General features: G+C 36.4%; 11 protein-coding genes and 1 riboswitch. Of the genes, 5 read left to right on the top strand and 6 right to left on the bottom strand.

Annotation, left to right across the window (positions count from 1 at the left end; translation table 11 throughout):
• Positions 1–102 precede the first annotated feature (102 nt).
• A complete protein-coding gene (locus tag JFT95_RS06225) occupies positions 103–591 on the bottom strand; it encodes a QueT transporter family protein (protein WP_002011909.1) in 489 nt (162 codons plus the stop codon).
• 6 nt (positions 592–597) lie between these two features.
• Positions 598–642, bottom strand: a riboswitch (PreQ1 riboswitch).
• A gap of 132 nt (positions 643–774) precedes the next feature.
• On the opposite strand from JFT95_RS06225, the gene JFT95_RS06220 reads away from it, so the two are divergent.
• The 3 genes from JFT95_RS06220 to JFT95_RS06210 all read left to right on the top strand — a co-directional run bounded on the left by JFT95_RS06220 (position 775) and on the right by JFT95_RS06210 (position 3,023).
• The gene (locus JFT95_RS06220; protein ID WP_002189045.1) at positions 775–1,647 is read left to right on the top strand and encodes an aldose 1-epimerase family protein; all 873 of its coding nucleotides are present in this window, start codon (positions 775–777) and stop codon (positions 1,645–1,647) included.
• A gap of 70 nt (positions 1,648–1,717) precedes the next feature.
• Positions 1,718–2,104, top strand: coding sequence for a reverse transcriptase-like protein (locus tag JFT95_RS06215; protein ID WP_002135345.1), 387 nt, complete (start codon positions 1,718–1,720; stop codon positions 2,102–2,104).
• A gap of 13 nt (positions 2,105–2,117) precedes the next feature.
• Positions 2,118–3,023 (top strand): DMT family transporter, encoded by a 906-nt coding sequence (locus JFT95_RS06210; protein ID WP_201051719.1) that lies wholly within the window; start codon positions 2,118–2,120, stop codon positions 3,021–3,023.
• Positions 3,024–3,025: 2 nt separating this feature from the next.
• On the opposite strand, the gene JFT95_RS06205 is transcribed toward JFT95_RS06210, so the two are convergent.
• Positions 3,026–3,286: a DUF6123 family protein gene (locus JFT95_RS06205; RefSeq protein ID WP_001195213.1), complete on the bottom strand. Its 261-nt coding sequence runs from the start codon at positions 3,284–3,286 to the stop codon at positions 3,026–3,028.
• 179 nt (positions 3,287–3,465) lie between these two features.
• Here JFT95_RS06205 and JFT95_RS06200 point away from each other — a divergent pair, with 179 nt between their 5' ends.
• Positions 3,466–4,026, top strand: coding sequence for a cysteine hydrolase family protein (locus JFT95_RS06200; RefSeq protein WP_085310147.1), 561 nt, complete (start codon positions 3,466–3,468; stop codon positions 4,024–4,026).
• Positions 4,027–4,072: 46 nt separating this feature from the next.
• Here the strand turns inward: JFT95_RS06200 and JFT95_RS06195 are convergent, their stop codons facing one another.
• Positions 4,073–4,933: a GNAT family N-acetyltransferase gene (locus JFT95_RS06195; RefSeq protein WP_201034944.1), complete on the bottom strand. Its 861-nt coding sequence runs from the start codon at positions 4,931–4,933 to the stop codon at positions 4,073–4,075.
• A 122-nt stretch (positions 4,934–5,055) separates the two neighbouring features.
• Between JFT95_RS06195 and JFT95_RS06190 the strand changes: the two genes are divergently transcribed.
• Positions 5,056–20,088, top strand: a complete 15,033-nt coding sequence (locus JFT95_RS06190) for a DUF11 domain-containing protein (protein WP_201051717.1) — start codon at positions 5,056–5,058, stop codon at positions 20,086–20,088.
• 67 nt (positions 20,089–20,155) lie between these two features.
• Here JFT95_RS06190 and JFT95_RS06185 read toward each other — a convergent pair whose 3' ends face one another.
• From JFT95_RS06185 to JFT95_RS06175, 3 genes are all read right to left on the bottom strand, one after another.
• Positions 20,156–20,296, bottom strand: a complete 141-nt coding sequence (locus tag JFT95_RS06185; protein ID WP_001228051.1) for an FbpB family small basic protein — start codon at positions 20,294–20,296, stop codon at positions 20,156–20,158.
• 336 nt (positions 20,297–20,632) lie between these two features.
• Positions 20,633–21,499, bottom strand: coding sequence for a 5'-3' exonuclease (locus JFT95_RS06180; protein ID WP_002126510.1), 867 nt, complete (start codon positions 21,497–21,499; stop codon positions 20,633–20,635).
• Positions 21,500–21,631: 132 nt separating this feature from the next.
• Entirely contained in the window at positions 21,632–22,357 is a 726-nt protein-coding gene (locus tag JFT95_RS06175) for a P-type ATPase actuator domain-containing protein (protein ID WP_201051715.1), read from the bottom strand.
• Positions 22,358–22,458 lie beyond the last annotated feature (101 nt).

The following is a 22,458-nucleotide window of genomic DNA, read 5'->3' as shown; positions in this document are numbered from 1 at the left end:
AAAGCCTCACTTTATTTTATTATATTGTATCAAGAGTCACAGCATTATATTCAATGTGATTACATACAAAAAGAGCTATCCCTATAGGAATAGCTCTTTCATCTATTGCATAAATCTTTCAAATTGCACTCGCTTATTAATCCAGTACATTACAGGCATACCAATTGCCATTACAACAAATTCACCAACTGCACAAGTTAGCCATGTCAATAAAAATGGCAGATCAAACGCAAGATGAAGTTCAATTGCAATCATAAACATTGTGACTGTAAAAATAACTGTATTAAAAATCATACGAGCCCAAACACCTTTAATGAAGCGCATAGAAATAATAGTTGCAAGTAATGCAAGAATGGATTGCCCTACTCCAAATACTAAATCATAAGCGATCATAGGTGAGAAAAAGAGATTCGTTAAAAATACACCTAATACAATCCCGTAAATTGCTTTCTTATTGAATACAACGAGATGATTAAACATCTCTGAAATACGAAACTGTACACTGGTAAAGCCAAATGGCTGAATAAGCATAGAAACAGCAATATATAATGCCGCTAAAATACCATTACCGACTAATGTCCTTATATTCATGACAAAATCTCCTTAGTTTTTTTACGTGGGATGGTTTCGAACCACGTTATTCGTTTTTTAAGCAACAAGAATATATTCTACGCAATAGACACTCTCTCGTCAATAGATTCCTATCATTAACTACCTTTTTTCTTTTAGAAAACGTATAATAAAACATATGAAAGTTTTAGGAGGTTTCACTTCATGACAGCAACAATTCAAAATGAAAAAGTGATCGTTTCCATTTCTGACAAAGGTGCAGAATTACAAAGCGTTCGCTTAAAAGAAGATAACACTGAATACTTATGGCAAGGCGATTCTACTTATTGGGGGCGCCGCGCACCAATTTTATTCCCAATTGTCGGCCGATTAGTAGATAATACATACTACGTAGATGGTAAACCGTATTCTTTAACACAACACGGCTTTGCTCGTGATCTTACATTCTCTGTAAAAGAACAAAGTGAAACGAATATTACTTATATTGTTACTAGTAATGAAGAAACATTAAAAAAATACCCATACGAATTCGAATTACTCGTTTCTTATGAGCTAGATGGACAAATCGTTCATGTAACATATGAAGTAAATAACCCTACTTCAAAAGAGATGTTCTTCTCAATCGGAGCACATCCTGGTTTCAACTTCCCCTTATTAGAGGGCGAATCATTTACAGATTATCATTTATCATTTAATGGTTCTGAACGCTTAGAAACAAGCGTATTAGAAGGACCTTATCTTTCAAGTAAAAAGCAATTAATCGCTGAAAATACGAATGAATTACCACTTACATACGATTTATTCAAAAATGATGCACTTATTTTTGAAAATATGAATACGGATGAAATCTCTATTCGTTCTCATAAACATAATAAATTTGTAAAAATAGAATTTGACGGATTCCCATTTGTCGGTGTATGGACACCAGGCGAGAACGCACCTTTCTTATGTATTGAACCTTGGTACGGGATTGCTGATGAAGTAAATCCGGCAAAAGATTTCAAGGAAAAAAAAGGAATTCAATCTTTACAAACGAATGAAACATTTACATGTCGTTATAGTATTACAATCGGCTAAGTTACTCTATCCCCTACTTCAAAGAAACATATAAGTAGGGGATCATCTTATAATTTGGAGGTTTCTCATTTTGATTGAAGTATATATTGATGGTGCATCAAAAGGAAATCCTGGTCCTTCTGGTGCAGGAGTGTTTATTAAAGGGGTGCAACCAGCTGTACAATTATCATTGCCCCTTGGGACAATGTCCAATCATGAAGCAGAATACCACGCCTTACTTGCGGCATTAAAATATTGCACGAAGCATAATTATAACATTGTCTCTTTTCGTACCGATTCGCAGCTTGTCGAGCGAGCTGTCGAAAAAGAATACGCAAAAAATAAAATATTTGCACCACTATTAGAGGAAGCACTGCAGTACATAAAAAGTTTCGATCTCTTTTTTATTAAGTGGATTCCAAGTAGTCAAAATAAAGTTGCTGATGAATTAGCTAGAAAAGCTATCTTACAAAATTAACGGGGGTATGAGTGTGAAAAAAGATTGGATTGCTCCTCTTGCTTTATTATTTGTCTCTTTTATTTGGGGAGCTACGTTTGTTGTCGTCCAAAATGCTATGTCTTTCGTTGGTCCATTTACTTTTAATGGGATTCGCTTTTTATTCGCTGGAATTATTTTATTATTCGTTCAAATGATTTTCTCACAAAAAACTTCAAAACAAGATATAAAACAGAGTAGTCTCGCTGGATTGATTGTTGGATTCTTTTTATGTGTTGGCTATGTATTACAAACATTCGGCTTACTTTATACAACTTCTTCAAAAGCTGGTTTCTTAACAGGGCTTAGTATCGTTATGGTACCAATTTTGTCTTTTATCTTTTTAAAACAAAAAGCTACCATTTTCATCGTACTTGGCATTGCTGTAGCAACAGCAGGTTTATACTTATTAACGGCTGGTGATTCTTTTCAATTAAACATTGGAGATATACTCGTTCTCGGTTGTGCAGTTGCTTTTGCTGCCCATATTCTTATTAACGGTTTCTTTTCTAAGAAAATATCACCTTTATTACTAAGCACCTCTCAAGTATTAGCTGTCGGTATATTTTCTTCTATTTGCGCTTTTTTGTTTGAAGATTGGGAAAAATTATTTTCAGTTTCACTATGGACGAATCAATCCTTTTTATTCGCTCTATTTCTAACTTCCCTATTTGCGACATCCATTGCTTTTTTCATTCAAACATCGGCACAAAAACATACTTCTCCAACAAGAGTAGCAATTATTTTCGCAATGGAGCCCGTTTTTGCTGCATTAACAGGCGTTCTAGTTGCAAATGAACAGCTTTCTATTTCTGCTATTATTGGATGTCTATGTATTTTCCTAGGTATGGTTTTTGTTGAATTACCTTCCAAAACAAAAAAAGAAGCGCAGGCTGCGTGAAGTTACGCTTGTAACTTCCGCATAAAAGCCTTAGCGCTTTTTTTATCTGTAATTTCTTCTTCTTTCAATCGTTCTAATAACGCAACAAAATAACTGCCATCAAACTGTAATTGATGTTTAATCGTCGCTTCTATTGCTACGTTCACAATCCCATCAGATGCACCAGTATATCCTTGTCCGAACATAATAAATCCTTGTGCTTCCTCTGATAATTTAAATCCTTTCGTATGTAAGAATGAAAGATAATCTTCTACTGTTTGCATGATATTCCCACCTACTCAAAAATTCTCCACTTCCTATCATACATGTTTTTATACTCTATGAGAATGAAATTTCTTTGACAACTTTGTAAATCAGTTATCTTCTTATTAAAAAAGGATTTCCCTATTCTATTAAGGAATATGTAAAAGATAATTATTCTTTAAACAAAAGGAGAGACATAATGAAACAAGCCCTATTAATTATTGATGCTCAACAAGAACTGATTGATGGAAATGAAGAAGAAAATGAAGTTTTCCGTAAAACCGAGCTATTAGCTACACTAAATACCGCTGTACAGCAAGCAATAGATTCAAATGCCCTTATTGTTTTCGTAAGAGATACTGATGTCGCTTCTGGTAAAGGAGAAGGATTTGAAGTACATAATCAACTTAACATTCCTCAATCTGCAATCCTTATTAATAAAGCCGCAACAAATTCATTCTATGGCACTTCTTTACACGAACTTTTAAAAGAAGAGAAGGTTAAACACCTTGTTATAGGTGGATGTAAAACAGAACATTGCATCGACACCGCTGTTAGAACAGCTACTGTACAAGGTTTTGATGTTACATTAATTAAAAATGGCCATTCAACAACTGATTCTAACGTATTGTCTGCACAACAAATTATCGAACACCATAATAAAACTTTACACGGTCATTATAATGTTGATCATTTTTCTATGGTGAGAGATATCGAGGAAGATCTCTTTCAACCAACTCATGACCAATATCGTGATTAGGTTTAATCACAAAAAAAGAATCCTTTACTTTATAAGGATTCTTTTTTTATCCAAAAATTTGTGCTGCAATGCTATATAGTTCACTATTCCTTTTTAATAATTGACCACTATTTTTCACCATTATTGGTGGTATATTCACCTTCTGAAAACCACCAATCTCTAATTCTTTCATAAAAGCTTCCTTTCCTTCTGGTACATCAATTCTTAATTTACCATGATGCTCTCTTGCTAAATGATGAACAATTCGCATTGCCATTTCATCATTTTTAGCAACGACTGGTCCTATTATTTTATTTTTTGGCGTTTGTATACTTATACCGTATCCTAATACATTTTGTTGTGCATCCTTTGTAACAATACATTGTTCACTTTGTATCATTCGATACTTTAAAAACTCTTCTCTATTTGTTCCAAATGCATCTTTATCTATTTGTATTATTTCTTCTAAATCACGTTCTTCATAATTCACAATATACTCTTCATTTCCTACACAATGATAATTCGTATTGTATGAGTTACATATGTATTTAGAAACATAACTAACGGCCCTGAATCCTAGTGTTTCATATAAGACTTTTCCCTCGTCCGTAGCAATAAGCATAATGGGAGTTTGAGTTGATACGCTTTTAACGCATGAATCCGTTATTATCTTTCCAATCCCTCTCCCCTTATAATCCGGATGTACAATTACCATTCCAACAGACGCTAGCGCCTCTCCGTATAATATAATTGCCGCACTAGCAATAAGCTCCTTTCTCTCATTCCACACACCGTATACAATACCTGAGTTGAAAATCGTCTCAATTTCTTCTGTATTATAATCCCAGCCAATATAAGAAGATAATGCAACAATATCCCCTATTTTTTCTTTTCTAAGACGCTCCACTCTAATTTCCAATTCAATCATTCCCCATCTCCTTATATAGACATTTAAATCATTCTTACTAAATCAACTTGTACATGTTTCCCTTTATTTGCCACACACATATCCTATTTTGACCAAGACTATAATATAAATGAGGTGACAACATGCCCATTACGAATCGATTTTCTACCACCACTAACGGTGCACTCGCTATTACAGGAAACACTTTAGGCTTAAGTAAAATTAGTAATCAAAACCGTGCTGGTACAATCGGGGCAATTGGTGCATTCGTAACTACGAATACCGCTTTACAAGTAACTACTTTTCCTGCTGGTACAACGTTAAACTATACACAAAATAGTTCTACCGCTATTTTGAATATCCCTGCTGGCAGTACTATTCTTTACGCAGAACTCGTTTGGGGCGGAAACTATTTATCTCGTGATCAAAACATTACGAGTGTATTAGGAAACCCCGTTTCTTTTACAACACCTGTGTCAACATACTCAATTACCCCTTCAGCTGTTACAGCTTCAAATCAAACATTCGTTTCTGGATCTGTCACATTTGGATTTTATACACGATCAGCAGACGTAACAACTCTTATTCAAGCTGGAGGTTCTGGTTCTTATACTACGGGAGCTGTCCCTGGACTTGTAGATCCCATAGATGCTTCTAATGGAACAATTAATTCGGCTGGATGGACGCTTATCGTCGCTTACCAAAACGGGACATTACCTGCAAGAAACTTAACAATTTATGTAGCTGGTAACCGTGTTTCTGCAGAAACTGGTAGTGCCGATGTATCTGTTTCAGGATTTTTAACACCTTCAGGAGGACCTGTAAGCGGGAGATTATTTTTAAGTTCTACAGAAGGAGATGCTGATTTAACCGGGGATCAAGCTTTATTTGGACCAAATTTCAGTTCATTAAATGCTTTATCTGGACCAAACAATGCTATAAATAATTTCTTCGGTTCTCAAATTAATAATGCCGCAGGAAACTTAGATACAACAGGGACATTTGGAACGCGAAATCAAAGCGCTTCTACAAGTACAAATATCTCCGCTGGAAGACAAGGATGGGACATTACTTCCATTGATATTTCTCCTTATTTAACAAATTCCCAAGTATCTGCCTCAATTCGTTTAACTACTAACGGGGATGCATATATGTTAAATACAGTCGGTTTACAAATCAATATAAACTCACCTAATATACAAGCAACTAAAAGCGTGAATAAAAGTGTCGCTACAATTGGAGATATTCTCACTTATACAGTTACTATTCCTAACACTGGTCTTCTGCCCGCTAATAACGTTACTTTTACAGACATACTCCCTAACGGTACTTCCTTTATACCTGGAAGCGTAACGATAGATAACGTACCACAAACAAACGCAAATCCGGCTGCTGGTATTTCTCTTGGAACAATTAATAATGGCTCTTCTCGTACTGTAACTTTCCAAGCGACTGTCGTTTCCCTTCCGAGTCAAAACCCTATCTCTAACACTGCTAATATTACATTTCAATATACTCCAATTGCCGGAGGAACGACATTTAACGGTATTGCAACAAGCAACTCTGCTGGTACTCAAATTAACCTCGCAGATATTAATGGCACAAAATCAGTTAATAAAATCTTTACCGATATTGGCGAAACGTTAACTTACAGTATTGCCTTAGCTAATATAGGGAATATTGCGGCAACTAGTGTTGTATATACAGATCCGATTCCTAGCGGGACTGCTTTCATTCCAGGGAGTGTAACTGTTAACGGAGTTACTCAAGCTGGAGCAAATCCCGCTAATGGTATATCAATTGGATCTATTGCTGCAAATTCTACTACTACTATTTCCTTTCAAGTATTCGTTCCTTCTATCCCCCAAACAAATCCAATATTAAATAGTGGTACAACAACATATCAATACATTCCTGTACCAAATCAGCCGGCAGTAAGTGGGACTGATACGACGAATATTGTCTCCACTCAAGTGAATAATGCTACTGTAACAATGACGAAAGCAGTAGATAAAAACTATGCAGATATTGGCGATACACTGACTTACACTGTTGCCTTTACAGGTACAGGTAATATGAATGCGAACAATGTTATTTTTACAGATGTCATTCCTACAGGAACAACTTTTGTCCTAAACAGTTTAACAATAGATGGCTCAACACAAGTTGGCGCTAATCCCACTAATGGTGTGAACATAGGATCCATCCCAACTGGCACAACCAAAAGTGTTTCATTTCAAGTAGTAGTAAACACAATACCCGTGTCAAATGCCGTATCTAACGGATCAAGCGCTTCTTATCAGTACACCGTTAACCCTAGCCAATCACCCATTATGAAAAACATTTCTTCTAACGTCGTTACTACTCAAATTAACAATGCGAATTTAACATTAACAAAGTCTACAAATAAACAATTTGCCACAATTGGCGAAACGATAAGTTATACAATCCTTATTACAAACAGTGGAAATACGGCCGCCAATAACGTTCAACTAACAGATCCACTTCCAAATGGAACGATATTAACATTAGGTTCTGTAACGCTCAACGGAGTTTTGCAAAATGTAGATTCTCTCGTTGCTTTACCTATCGGCACAATTCCTGGCGGAGCTACTTTTACCTTATCCTTCCAAGTAACAGTCATCAATATTACTGCACAAAACCCTATCATTAATAACGCTTTCGCCTCTTATATTTACACTGTAAATCCAAGCCTGCCACCAACTTCAAAAACTGCAAATTCTAATTCTGTTACATCAACAATTAGACTAGCAAATCTTCATGCTAGTAAATCTGTAGATAAAACGTTTGCGGAAGTTGGAGATGTATTAACTTACACCTTTGCTCTTACAAACGATGGAAATGTTGCGGCGAACAATGTATTACTATCCGATTCCATTGCGAATGGTACTTCCTTTGTGCCAAACAGTGTTATAGTTAACGGTGTTACTCAGCCGGTCGCAACACCAGCTAGCATTAATATTGGTAGTATCAATGCTAGTAATACAATTACAGCTTCATTCCAAGTATTAATAACTAGCATTCCAAACCCAAATCCTATTTCAAATAGCGCTTCCATTTCCTATAACTTTATTGTTGATCCAAATGCTGCACCCGTAAGTAAAAATACAACTTCAACTACTACATTTACTCAAGTAAACGATGCAAATGTCATTTCGACAAAATCAGTGGATCGAGAGTTCGCTACCGTTGGAGATATATTAATTTATACCGTTATTTTAACGAATGCAGGAAGTGTTTCTGCTGATAGTCCAACTTTCGTAGATACAAATCCAGATGGCACTACCTTTATTCCAAACACTTTCCTTATTAACGGTGTACTCCAAAATAACGCAGATCCAAATATAGGTGTTCCGTTACCTTCCATTCCTGCTAACGGCTCACTTACCGTCTCTTATCAAGTAACTGTCACCTCTTTACCAGTGCAAAACCCAACAATAAATTCTTCAAGTACACAGTATAGTTTTATTCTAAATCCGGGCGATCCACCAACTATAGAAACATCTTTAAGTAACACTGTAAGTACACAAATTAATTTAGCAAATGTAGTTATTGTCAAAGAGGCAGATTTAACTATCGCCGATGTTGGGCAACCAATCACATATACAATTTCCTTAGCTAACCTTGGCAATACTACAGCAAATAATATTGTTGTTACCGATATAATCCCTCCCGGCACCACTATCGTACCAAATAGTATTTTTATAGGTGGCGCTTTACAGCTAGGTGCAGACCCAAGTACCGGCCTTCAAGTCGGCTCCATTCCTACTGGTGGTTTTACAACGATTGTTTTTCAAATAAGTGCAAATGGGCTACCTTTACCAAATCCAATTCAAAATAGCGCTTTACTTCAATATAGCTTTATCGCCGATCCGAGTTTACCTGCTGTTGTTAGAAACACTGCTAGCAATATAGTAACTACACAAATTAATACTGCTAATATTGTTGCTACAAAACTAACAAGCACAAATTTCGCTGATGTTGGTGATGTCATATTATATGCGACTATTTTAACAAATAACGGGAATATCCCTGCTTCTAATGTAACGTTTACAGATATCATTCCAGCGGGTACCCTCTTCATTCCTAATACTGTAACGATTAACAATGTCCCTATAGCAAATGCAAATCCTGCTAACGGTATTTTGATCGGTACGATCGGGGCGAATTCATCACGTACCGTTTCATTCCAGGTTTTTGTACCAAATATCCCTGCGGTAAATCCGATTACAAATCAATCAAGCACTACATTCCAATACACGTACGATCCATCCAAACCAACCGTAATGCAGATGGTGGCCTCTAACACTGTACAGACAACTATTAATAACGCCTCAATTGCCGCTACAAAATCTGCAGATAAACAGTTTGCTAACGTAAATGATATTATTACGTACACGACTACTTTAAAGAATAGTGGGAACATCCTTGCATCAAATGTAATATTTACAGATGTAATTCCAAATGGGACATCGTTTATTCCTAATAGTGTAACAGTAAATGGCAATACACTCCCTAATGTAAATCCAGCAAACGGAATTGCAATTGATCCAATCAATCCGAATGCAAATACGATAATTTCGTTCCAAGTTCAAGTAAATTCTATCCCGAATCCGAATCCAATCCCGAATCAAAGTAATACAGCGTACCAATATGTCGTAAATCCTAACTTACCTCCAGCATCCGCCAGTGCGCTAAGTAATCTAATAACAACTCAAATTAATAACGCTACAATTGTTGCTACTAAGTCAGTGAATACACCAACAGCTGCAATTGGAGACATCGTTACCTATACGATTGCAGTAACAAATACAGGAAACATCCCTGCTAGTGCAACTGTTTTAACGGATGGACTTGGACCAGGTGCATCCTTCGTCCCAAATTCCGTTACGATAAATAACGTTTCACAACCTGGATTAGACCCTTCATTAGGTATTCATTTAGACGATATTTCACCAGGAGGAACTACTTTTATTACATTCCAAGTAAAAATTCTTGAGATTCCTCCTAGCGGTACTTTAACGAATAACGCCCTTGTAAATTATGAATATACAGTGAATCCAAACCAAACACCTGCTGTTGGAAGCACTGTAACAAACACGACTGCTACCCCTATTATTGACGCTACTCTAGTTTTAAATAAAATTGCGAGTACAACTTTCGCTACGATTGGTGATACGATTACATTCACTTCATCTGTTACAAACACAGGAAATACTACTGCGAACAACATTGTTTTTACAGATACAATTCCAAACGGTACTGCCTTTGTCCCAAATAGCTTTAAAATAAACGGTGTAACTATCCCGAATGCAAATCCACAAAACGGTATCAATATTGGTAACTTGAATTCAAATGCATCGATTACACTCAGTTTTCAAGTAAACATTACAACGCTTCCAAACCCTAATCCAATTCCGAACAAATCATCGCTTCAATATAGTTTTATTGTTGATATAAATGAACCACCTGTTTCACGAACAGTTCAATCTAATAAAACCTTTACACAAGTAAATACGGCTTCCGTTATCGCAACAAAAACTGCAAGCAGTGCATTTGCTGCTGTTGGAGATACAATTACGTATACAACAACCCTTACCAATAGTGGAAATACAACTGCAAATACACCTGTTTTTATCGATATATTACCACCTGAACTTTCATTCGTGCCTGATAGCGTACAAATTAATACCATCCCACAACTTGGATTTAGGCCAGATAGCGGGATTCCTTTAGACCCAATTCCAGTTGGAGGAACGACAACAATTAGCTTTCAAGCTATCGTTGGCTCAATTCCAGCTATAAATCCAACATTGAACCAATCTAGCACAACATACTCTATCATTGTTGATCCTACCCAGCCGCCAGTGACAGAAACAGCTACAAGTAATCCAACTTTAGTTCAAATTAACGAAGCGATTATTCAAGCAACGAAAAGTGTGGATCGAATATTTTCTGACGTAGCACCTGGAAATTCATTTTTAACGTATACTGTTTTATTAGAAAATATAGGGAACACGACTGCTACTAATATCATTTTTACAGATCCAATTCCGAATAATACAGTCTTTATAGAAGATAGCGTTCGAGTAGGTGGCGTTTTATTACCTGGAGTAAATCCAGCGAATGGGATACCAATTGGAGATATTATTGCAGGAGATTTTATAAACGTCACCTTCCGCGTGCAAGTAGTTAGTATTCCAAATCCAATTTTCACAATTGGGCCTGGGGGACCAAACTCACCGGTTGTAAACGGTGCTTCCATCGATTACCAATTTATGACAGAACCTAATTTACCACTCGTTTCACGAAGTACAACATCCAATTCTGTTTCGACACAAATAAATTCCGGGGAAATTGCACTTGTTAAATCTGTAGATAAAACTTTCGCAACAATCGGGGATACAATCTCTTATACAATTACATTAAATAACCCTGGAAATGTCACTTCACAAAATATAATTTTCACGGATATTTTGCCTGATGGAACGACATTTATTTCCGGGACTCTTACAAGCGATTCTGGTACACAGCAAATTGGAAATCCAGCTAGCGGGATACAGATTGAAAATATAAATCCAGGTGGAACGGCCGTTATTACTCTCAACGTACTTGTTACAAACATTCCAAGTATAAATCCAATTTCTAATTTTAGTTCTGTACAATTTGCACATGTGATCGATCCTAGTCAACCTGCCGTATCACAAACGAATGTATCTAATGCGGTTTCGACAACTATTAACAGTGCGATATTAACAACCCAAAAAAGTGTTGATATATCTATTATTTCCGTCGGTGATACACTTACGTATACAACGACTATTACGAATACAGGAAATACACCCGCTACAAATATAACTTTTACAAGCGCGATTCCTCCTAGTACTACTTTTGTACCAGATTCGGTCACAATAAATGGCATCCAGCAGCCCGGTGCGCAACCGGCACTTGGAGTAAATATACCAAATATCGCCCCTGGCGAAACAGTAACTGTTACTTTCCAAGTAAATGTTATTTCTGTTCCCCCTTCAAGTTCAATTATGGGTAATGACACAATTTTATACTCTTATACTATTGATCCAAACGGAACTCCTGCGACAACTTCTACTTCAACGAATATTGTTACAAACCCTGTACTAGATGCTATGATAACGATGGTAAAATCGGTCGATCAAACGCTCGTAACGCTAGGTGATACCATAACCTATACGACAATTTTAACGAATAACGGTAATACAAATGCGACAAATATCACCTTTACTGATCTCATACCAGATGGTACAACGTTTATTACTGATAGCGTTACAATAAATGGCACCACACAAATTGGTCTTAATCCTAATACAGGTATAACGATTGGATCAATTGCTCCTAACAGCTCAATATCTATAGCATTTCAAGTGACCGCTACTTCTACACCAGTTCAAAATCCTATTGCAAATTCCGCTACTGCTTCGTACACATTCATCGCTGATCCAAATGCACCGATTGTTTCAAGAAATGTTACTTCAAACACAGTGTTCACTACAATTAACACAGCTACCATTCTTTCATCAAAACAAGTCGATAGAGCATTTAGCAACATCGGAGATACACTCACTTATACTGTCGCTTTAACAAACAACGGAAATTCCTCCGCACAAAATGTTATATTCACAGATACCGTGCCAAGCGGAACTACATTTATCGCAAACTCATTTTCTATTAACAATGTTCCTCAAACAGGGGCAAATCCAGCGAACGGTGTAAATATCGGACCTATAACAGCCGGGACTACAGTAAATGTTTCATTCCAAGTGACCGTGACGTCATTACCAACCGAAAACCCAATTGTAAATTTCTCATCGACATCGTATCAATTGGTCTCACCACCTGAGGCAGAAACTTCAATTAGTAACCCTGTTTCAACGCTAATTAGAGAAGCCATATTATCTATGACGAAAAACGAAAGTGTATCCTATGCAGATATCGGGCAAACTGCTTTTTACACTACTTCTATTGCGAATGTAGGCAATACGGATGCAGCTAACATTGTATTCACAGATGTATTACCAAGTGGAATCACGTTTGTTCCTAACACATTAACTGTCGATGGCATTTTACAAACTGACGCGAATCCGAATACAGGTGTGTTACTTGCAGCACTTCCCCCAAATGAAATATATAGTATCGTCTTTCAAGTTACGGTTAACAGCATCCCACCTTTTAATCCCGCACCGAATACAGCATCAACGACGTATGAGTTTACTGTTGATCCAAATAATCCTCCTGTTTCAAATACAGCTAATTCTAACACTACGCTTCTTCAAATAAACAACGCGACTATTATTAGTACAAAAACAGCGAATCTTACTTTTGCGGATATTGGTAATATAATAACATTTACACTTAACCTTCCTAATACAGGGAATGTGGCTGCAACTGATGTAACGATTATCGATATTCTTGATAGCAATTTAAGTTTCGTTCCAAACAGTTTCACAGTTAATGGGCAAACCATTCCAAACGCTGATTTATCTACTGGTGTAAATATTGGTTCAATTAATGGTGGTAATACGGCAATCGTTACATTCCAAGCAACTGTTACTACACTTCCGACACTTAATCCAATTTCTAATTCTGCTTCTACCACATATCATTATGTCGTTGATCCTAGCCAACCACCTATTACAACTTCCAATCAATCTAATACAACGACAACACAAATTAATAGCGCTATCCTTACTGCACAAAAAAATTCAAATGTGTCAACGGTAGATATTGGGCAGGATATCGTCTACACCGTTACAATTACAAATAGCGGAAATATTAGTGCGACGAATGTTATTTTTACCGACCTTATTCCAGCCGGAAATTCCTTTGAACCGAATAGTTTTACACTTAACGGAACTAGCATCCCAAATGCAAACATAATTACAGGCGTTCCAATTGGTGATATCGCGCCAAACGAATCTGTCATCGTAGCATTTCATATTAATGCCAATGAAATTCCGCCTATAAATCCAATTACCAATCAAGCTAGCGTTAGTTTTCAACATATCGTTAATCCAGCTAATCCTCCAGTTTCAAAAAACATTACTTCTAATAGCGTTTCAACACAAATTGAAAGTGCTATTTTAAACACTATTAAAATAGGAGATAAAGCATTTGCAACTATTGGTGATACAATTACGTATACAACGACTATTACGAATACAGGAAATATCCCCGCTAACAATGTTGTTTTCTCAGACCCTATACCATCGTGGACACAATTTGTTGCAGGATCAGTTATTGTTGATGGAACTCCATTACCATCCGCTTCTATCATTGATGGTGTTGGCATAAATACAATAACTCCAAATCAAATCGTAACAATTGTATTCCAAGTTCAAATTGTAAGCAACCCAACAACGTTCACACCTGAACTCCAAAACTTAGGATTTGTTAACTTCCAATATAACGTAGGCAATTCATTACAGGCTCAGCCTGGCAATGTGGAAACGAACGTCTTCGTTACTTCTATTAATTCAGCAATACTTTCGGCCGTAAAAACTGCTAATACAGCCTTTGCGAATATCGGAGACACAATCACTTATACAGTTTTGATTCAAAACAGCGGCAATACAAACGCTACGAATGTAAATTTCTCAGATCTTATTCCAGCTGGAACGACCTTTGTTGAAAATAGCTTTTCTGTAAATGGAAGTATCATTCCAGGGGCAAATCCAAATAACGGAGTTAATATCGGAACCGTTAGTACGAACAGTTCCTTAACTGTTACTTTCCAAGTCATAGTTACATCTACTCCACCTTCGAATCCAATTACAAACGTTGCATCTATTCAATACGAATTTATAGTTAATCCGGCCTCTCCTCCTGTTACAGGCACAATAACTTCTAATAGTGCTTCCACACAAATTAATAACGCGACTGTTACAACTGTTTTAGAAGCAAATCGTACAATCGTATCTATCGGAGATATAATTACGTATACAGCAACATTAACGAATACTGGAAACTTCCCTGCAAATTCTGTATTACTCATTAACGGAGTTCCTGAAGGGGCATTATTTGTTCCAAATAGTGTCACGCTTAACGGGATTTCACTTCCAGATGCAAGTCCAACTCTCGGTATTCCAGTTGGTATTATCGCACCAGGTGATTCTGCTACTATTACGTTCCAATTTCTTGCAAGTTCTATTCCACCGCAAGGAGCGATTATAAATCAAGCAATTACAAGTTACACGTATATTGTCGATCCAAGTCAACCTCCAGTTACAGCAATATCCTCATCTAATACGGTTAATACAGCTGTCGTTGATGCATCGTTATCCGTAATTAAAAATACAGATTCTCTCGTACAATCTACTGATGGTACAATCACTTATACAGTAGGCGTTCAAAATAACGGCAATACAACTGCAAATACAGTTACTTTAACAGATTTGGTCCCAGAAGGAACTGTATTTATTCCGAATAGCGTGACCATTAATGGCGTTTCAGTTCCAGGTGCCGATCCAAACGTAGGAATACCATTAAACTCCGTTGCGCCGTCAGAAATTGTCACCGTCACATTCCAAGTTATCGTTCAATCCATTCCAAGCGTGAATCCAATTTCTAATATAGCCCGTATTGACTATACTTTTATCGCCGATCCAACCTCTCCTATCATCTCTCGAACAATTACGTCTAATCCAGCTTTCACACAAATTTCGGATGCGAATGTTCTTTCTTTAAAAGCAGTTAATGCACAACAAGCAACAACAGGTGATATTTTGACTTATACGATAACGCTAGAAAATACCGGAAATATTCCAGCTACTAATCTCATATTTTCAGATACTATTCCAGAAGGGACTACATTCGTAGAAAATAGTTTTACACTTAATGGAACAGCTATACTTGGTGCAAATCCAAATGTAGGGGTTGCTTTGCCTAACCTAGTAGCAAACGCTACTCACCTTATTTCGTTCCAAATTCTTATTAACGATTCATTCTCGCAAGAATCGATTACAAATCAATCCAACACAACATATTCAATTCAACCAGATCCAAGCCAGCCGCCTATTACTGAAACATCTACAAGTAATATCGTCATTACAAATTTCGTGCAAGCACAATTGACAATTACAAAAACGTCCAATCCAATAACTGTAGATATTGGCGGAACTATACTTTATATTTCTGAAGTGAAAAATATCGGCAATGTTGACGCAATAAATATTATTTTTACAGATTCTATTCCAGCTGGGACTACATTCGTTTCCGATAGTGTCACAATTAACGGTGTCCTGCAGCCAGGTGTAAATCCAGAAAACGGAATACCACTTGGAACAATTCCAGCAAACAGTTCCAAAACGATACTATTTCAAGTGCAAACAAACAATCCACCTACTGAAACCGAAATTGTAAATCAATCTTCTGCAAATTACCAATATGTAAGTATTCCTACAGCTCCACCGGTGAATCGCTCTGCAAATTCTAACATTGTTACAACATCACTTCAAAATGCAAATATTATTTCTGTTAAAAGCGCGGATGTAACTTTCGTATCAATTGGGCAAATTATTACCTACACAAATACACTACAAAATATAGGAACCATTCCAGCTAACAATACCGTGTTTATTGATAACATTCCAGAAGGTACTATATTCATTGAAGATAGCTTATCAATAAATAATGTGATTCAGCCTGGCGCGAATCCTGAAAACGGAGTAACTCTCAGCACGATACAACCAAATGAAACAGTCACTATTTCATTCCAAGTACAACTTACAAATATACCGTCCGGCAATACAGTCATTAATATTTCAGACACTTCGTACGAATACCAAATTGACCCTAGCTCTCCGATTATTCAGCGTAGATCGTTATCAAATGCAGTAAACACGGAAGTGCGGACGGCAAATGTTAGTGCAATTAAATCCGCCAATAGATCCATTACACGCATCGGTCAAATCATCACATATACAGTCGCCGTTACAAACGCTGGTACAGTACCTATTACAAATACTCTCCTAATTGACGCAATTGCAGCTGGCACCACATTCGTTCCAAATAGCATCCTTGTAGATGGCATACCAAGACCTAACGAAAATCCAATTACCGGAATCACCCTTGATATTATCCTTCCAAATAATACGATTATTGTTACGTTCCAAGTAAATGTAGTCTCTATACCTTCTCAAAATAATATTAATAATATCGCTGTCATTCACTATGAATATCAACCGGATCCAAGCTCACCACCAATTTCAGAAACGACCTCTTCCAATACTACAAATATACAATTTATTGATGCTATTCTTATCGCTACAAAATCCGCTAATAAAGTATTAGCTAACATTGATGAAACCATTGAATATACAGTATTAATCCAAAATAACGGATCGACTACAACTAACTCCATCTTTTTTACAGATACTATCGAGGATGGAACAGTATTTATTCCTGGAAGTGTAATAGTTAACAATACTATAATTCCTGCAGCAGATCCGAATATCGGCTTTTCCATTCCTAATATCGCGTCAGGTCAATCGACAACAATAACATTCCAAGTTTCCGTTACGAATTTACCTGCTGTAAATCCAACACCTAATACTGCAAACATCGTCTATGACTTTATTTTCAACCCTGACTTTGCACCAATTCAAAAATCTACTACTTCCAATACTACTTTCGTTCAAATTAATGACGCTGATATCGTTTCACTGAAAACTGTTGATTTAACTTCTGTAACGATTGGTGACATTTTAACTTATACAACAACTTTAACGAATACAGGGAATACGGATGCTACTGCTGTTGTATTTACAGACAATATTCCTGATGGAACAACCTTTATAGACGGTAGCGTTTTAGTAAATAACATTCCGCAGCTTAACGCCAATCCAAGTACCGGTATACTTGTAGGAACGATTGCTCCTGATATTTCTATCCCAGTCACATTTTCTGCTACCGTCGTAGCTCTTCCAGCTAGCGGTCGCATTCAAAATCAATCAACTTCCCGCTATACAATAAATGGGGAAGAACAAATATCGACTAGTAATATTACCTTCACTGAAGTTATTTCTGCTAATGTAATTGCGACAAAAACAACGCCAATCCAATACGCTGACCTACAAACTATTATCCCTTATACAATTTCCATCATAAATAACGGAAATATACAAGTGGAAAACATTATTGTTACAGATATCATTCCAGCAAATACGAGCTTTATAGAGAATAGTGTTATTGTGAATGGCAACGCTCGGCCAAATGACAATCCACTTAGCGGTATACCAATTGATAACATTCCACCTAATACGACAGCAACTATTCTATTCCAAGTCCGGGTTATTTCGATTCCGCAAACAAATCCAATCTCTAACACGAGTACAATTGAATATGAATACACGGTACCAGATAGGCCACCTATTACCGAGACTATTATTTCATCAGCTGCCGTAACAGAAATTCATCACGCGAATTTGGATAGTAATAAAGCTGTTGACCTTGCATTTGCAACGGTCGGTGATACGTTAACGTATACGATTACACTAAATCAAACTGGTAATGTTTCAGCAGATGATGTAGTCATTCAAGATATTATTCCTCAAGGTACTACGTTTATAGAAAATAGTGTCATTGTAAACGGAGAAACTGTTCCGGGAGTTAATCCAGTAAGCGGCATACCAATTGGTACTATAATTGTAGGTGGAGATGCTATCGCTTCATTCCAAGTAACTGTAGCTTCTATTCCAACACCAAATGAACTCAACAACAAAGCAATTACTACTTTTAACTATATAGTCAATCCAAATAACTTACCTGTTACAAATACGACTACAACAAATACTGTCACAACAACTGTCCAAAATGATAATGTCGTTGCCATAAAATCTGTTAATACCACGAATGCATTACCTAGTCAAACTTTAACGTATACAATTACAATTACTAATAGCGGTAATGTAACGATTGAAGACCTTCTTGCCATAGACACCGTACCAGTAGATACAATTTTCATTACTGGCAGTGTTACGATTAACGGGATCAATCAACCTAATGCGAATCCTGAAAATGGTATTCCATTAGGAAACCTTGCTCCTAATGAATCTGTTGTCATTACGTTCCAAGTAACAATATCTTCTTCGACTCTTCAAACTGCTATCAATAACGACGCTTCTGTTTCCTATACTGTTACCATTGATCCGAATGAACCACCTATTACAATTACAAAGCAAACAAATACCGTTACAACAACGATCGTTGATCCAATGGTGCGCATTGAGAAAAACGCTGACAAATCTTCTGTCGTTATAGGAGATATTATTACATTCACACTAGACGTATTTAATCATTCCCCAATTCCTACAGTAAGTACTTCCGTTTTAGATATGATTCCAGCTGGTACAACATTTATAGAAAACAGTGTAACAATTAACGGTACTCCGGTTCCAAATATTCGACCAGACACTGGTATTAACATTGGTTCCTTATCGGCAGATGGAGTAGCAACTATAACATTTAAAGTTCTCGTAACTTCTATCCCTTCAAACAGTACAATTATCAATTCCGCAACAGTTACAGCTGCTTTCCAATTGACACCACAGGATCCAATTATTATTTTCATTGTCAATTCGAATATTGTTCGTATACCAGTTCAATTTATAACGGCAGCAGTGATAAAAAATGCTTCCGTCAGCTCTGCTTATTTAAACCAATATTTTGATTATACAGTGCGTATTACGAATACTTCCGAGATTTCACTTTCAAATATTTCATTACAAGACACCATTCCAGCAGGTTTACAATTTATGAACGGTACGGTCTTCATTAATGGGGAACGCTCTCCACTAGCGAATCCGAATATCGGTTTCCTAGTCGCTACTAATTTGGAACCGAACGAAACAATTATCGTGTTATTCACAGTACAAGTGATAAGTCCACCTATTAATAATGAATTTAAAAACACGACAAACGTTTCTTTACAACTTCAAGTCTCTCCTACCGATCCACCAATCACAGTAACCATTACAAGTAACGAAAACATCGTCACCTTTATTCCAGAAAATCCAGATGAAACACTTCCAAATTTAAATTGTTTCTTTGACGGTGAACGTTTCATACGCATTACTCCTCGAAATATACGAAATTACTTTTGGACTTGGATTTGGTGGCGTTAATCAAAAAAGAAAAAGCTTGTAGTTCGGATAATATCCAAACTACAAGCTTTTTTCATAAACAAAATTATCAATTGCTAGCAGCACTATATGCTACATGTCGTTTCTCAATCCGTTCTTCAATTTCTTTCATATTCTCTTTATTAGTTAGTAGGGATTGTTTATTTTCTATTAATAATTGTTTAAAGGATTTTCTCACTTTTTTTCGCATGTTTATTTTCCTCCTTGGGGGATGGTTTATATAAAAGATAACTTGAAACTTTAATCAATGAGAGGATTTACCCTCACTAATTATTAGCCTACATCAATCGGGCTTTTACAGGGAGTTACTCTTCCATCATCACTCTTTATTCAGCTATAATACTGAGATAGAAGTCCTATCTCCCGTTAATGCGGGATAAGGATTTATCTGTGTGTCCTTATAATAATTGATTGTTGTGAATTCCATTTGAACTTCAGATGAAAATTCCGTTTATTTTCTGACAACTTTGTGAACAAAAAAAGAAAGGTTAATCAAAAATATATTTGATCAACCTTTCCATGCTCTTTAAAGCATATTAATTAATATTTCAGGTCTTCCCCAATTCATTTCGTTACAAACAAAGCGTAGTTTTTCTTCGTCCATTGTGTGTAACCCTTCTTCTAATAAGCATGAAATTGGAACTTCACAATGAATTTGCGCTAATTGTAAAGAGATATTTAAATTCTCTAAATCACTTTCAATTTTTGTGCGCTGCGCTTTCGTTAATGATGCTATATTTTCTAGCACTGCCGATACTGTCCCGTATTCTTGAATCAGCTTATACGCTGTTTTTTCACCAATACCTTTTACACCCGGATAATTATCACTTGTATCTCCCATGAAAGCTTTCGCATGAACAATTTGCCAAGGTTCTACACCTTTCTCTTCCATGATTTTTTCCGGTGTGTAATATTCGTAATTTCCAATTCCTTTACGAAGAAGCATAACTGTAACATTCGTATCAACAAGTTGAAGTAAATCTGTATCACCTGTCAAAATATAAACTTCCGCTTCATTGCAATATTGTTTTGCAAGCGTACCGATACAATCATCCGCTTCATAACCTTTCATACCGATTACAGGCATAGATAATTTCGCAGTCATTTCTTGCACTAAATCAAATTGCGGAATTAATTCTTCCGGCGGTGCTGCACGATTTGCTTTATAATTCGAGAAAGATTCCGTTCTAAATGTCGTACTTCCCATATCCCAGCACGTTACAATGTGCGTCGGTTCGATTGCCTGTATTGCTGTTAATAAATGCTTCATATAACCATGAATCCCATTCGTCGGGGTACCATCTTGTCGTTTCATAAATTGTCCATATACACTTGTTGCGTAAAAAGCACGAAATAATAGTGCCATACCATCAACTAATAATACTTTTTTCATAATTCCTCTCCTACTAACAAAAAATAATAACCTCACGTTATCACGTAAGGTTATATATAGATTACCATTCTACGTTTTTGTTCAACTTTGTCTATTATACATTGTTTTTGTATATTTAGCATCATTAACACATTAAGACATTCTACCGCAGCAAGTATGAAGTATTCCTGAATACGTATTTTTACCTGTCGAAACAACTACAGCCTTTGCATTTCCGTCAACAATATACGTACCTTTGAAACATACATTTTCAAGTTCAAGTGGATTATAGTCTTTCATTCGTTTTAATGGAATAAATCGTTTACGTTCAAGATGATAGCAACTTTCAAATTTCTCAATACTAGCATCATTTCCTGTCAGCATAGATTCATTTACTAATAAATCATTTGCATAAATAATACGTACATCTGCCGGCACTGTATCGCCCTCTGAAAGAAAAATCATATCTCCAGGTACAAGCTCTTGTACTGGTAATTTCATCATTTTCAGTTCACTGTTTAGCCCTGTTACGCTACAGCCAGCTACTCTAGAAACAGCAACTGTTTCACATTGTAATTCATCACCCATATGTTGTTTTGAAAGACCTGGGATCATTCCACTTAGCTTCATCATTACTTCCGCAATACGCGCTCTTTTTGAAGTTAATTCATTTCGGCCGTATACTTGAATACGCTTTTGTGCCTCTTTCATAGATAGTCCGTCTCTTGTTGTTTTAAAATACGCAAATACAGATTTTACATCTCTTGTTGCGATTTCAATTAATAAATCTTTATTTTTTTGAAGCATTGTTTGTTCTTTCATTGCTTTTTTACTTAATTTATACGAAGTGTTACCCACACTTTTATTTACATATAACATATTATCGTCTCCTCCTTTACAACATAGGAAGAAACGCTTTGTTTCTCAATTTATCCACTTTACTGTGAAAGTGTCTAGCGCTTAAATACTCGAATAAACGC

The sequence above is a fragment of the Bacillus sp. TH17 genome, from assembly GCF_016651125.1.
Taxonomy (GTDB): Bacteria; Bacillota; Bacilli; order Bacillales; family Bacillaceae_G; genus Bacillus_A; species Bacillus_A mycoides.
Note: the sequence above shows the minus strand (reverse complement) of the source record. Positions and strands in the feature narration are given on the sequence as shown.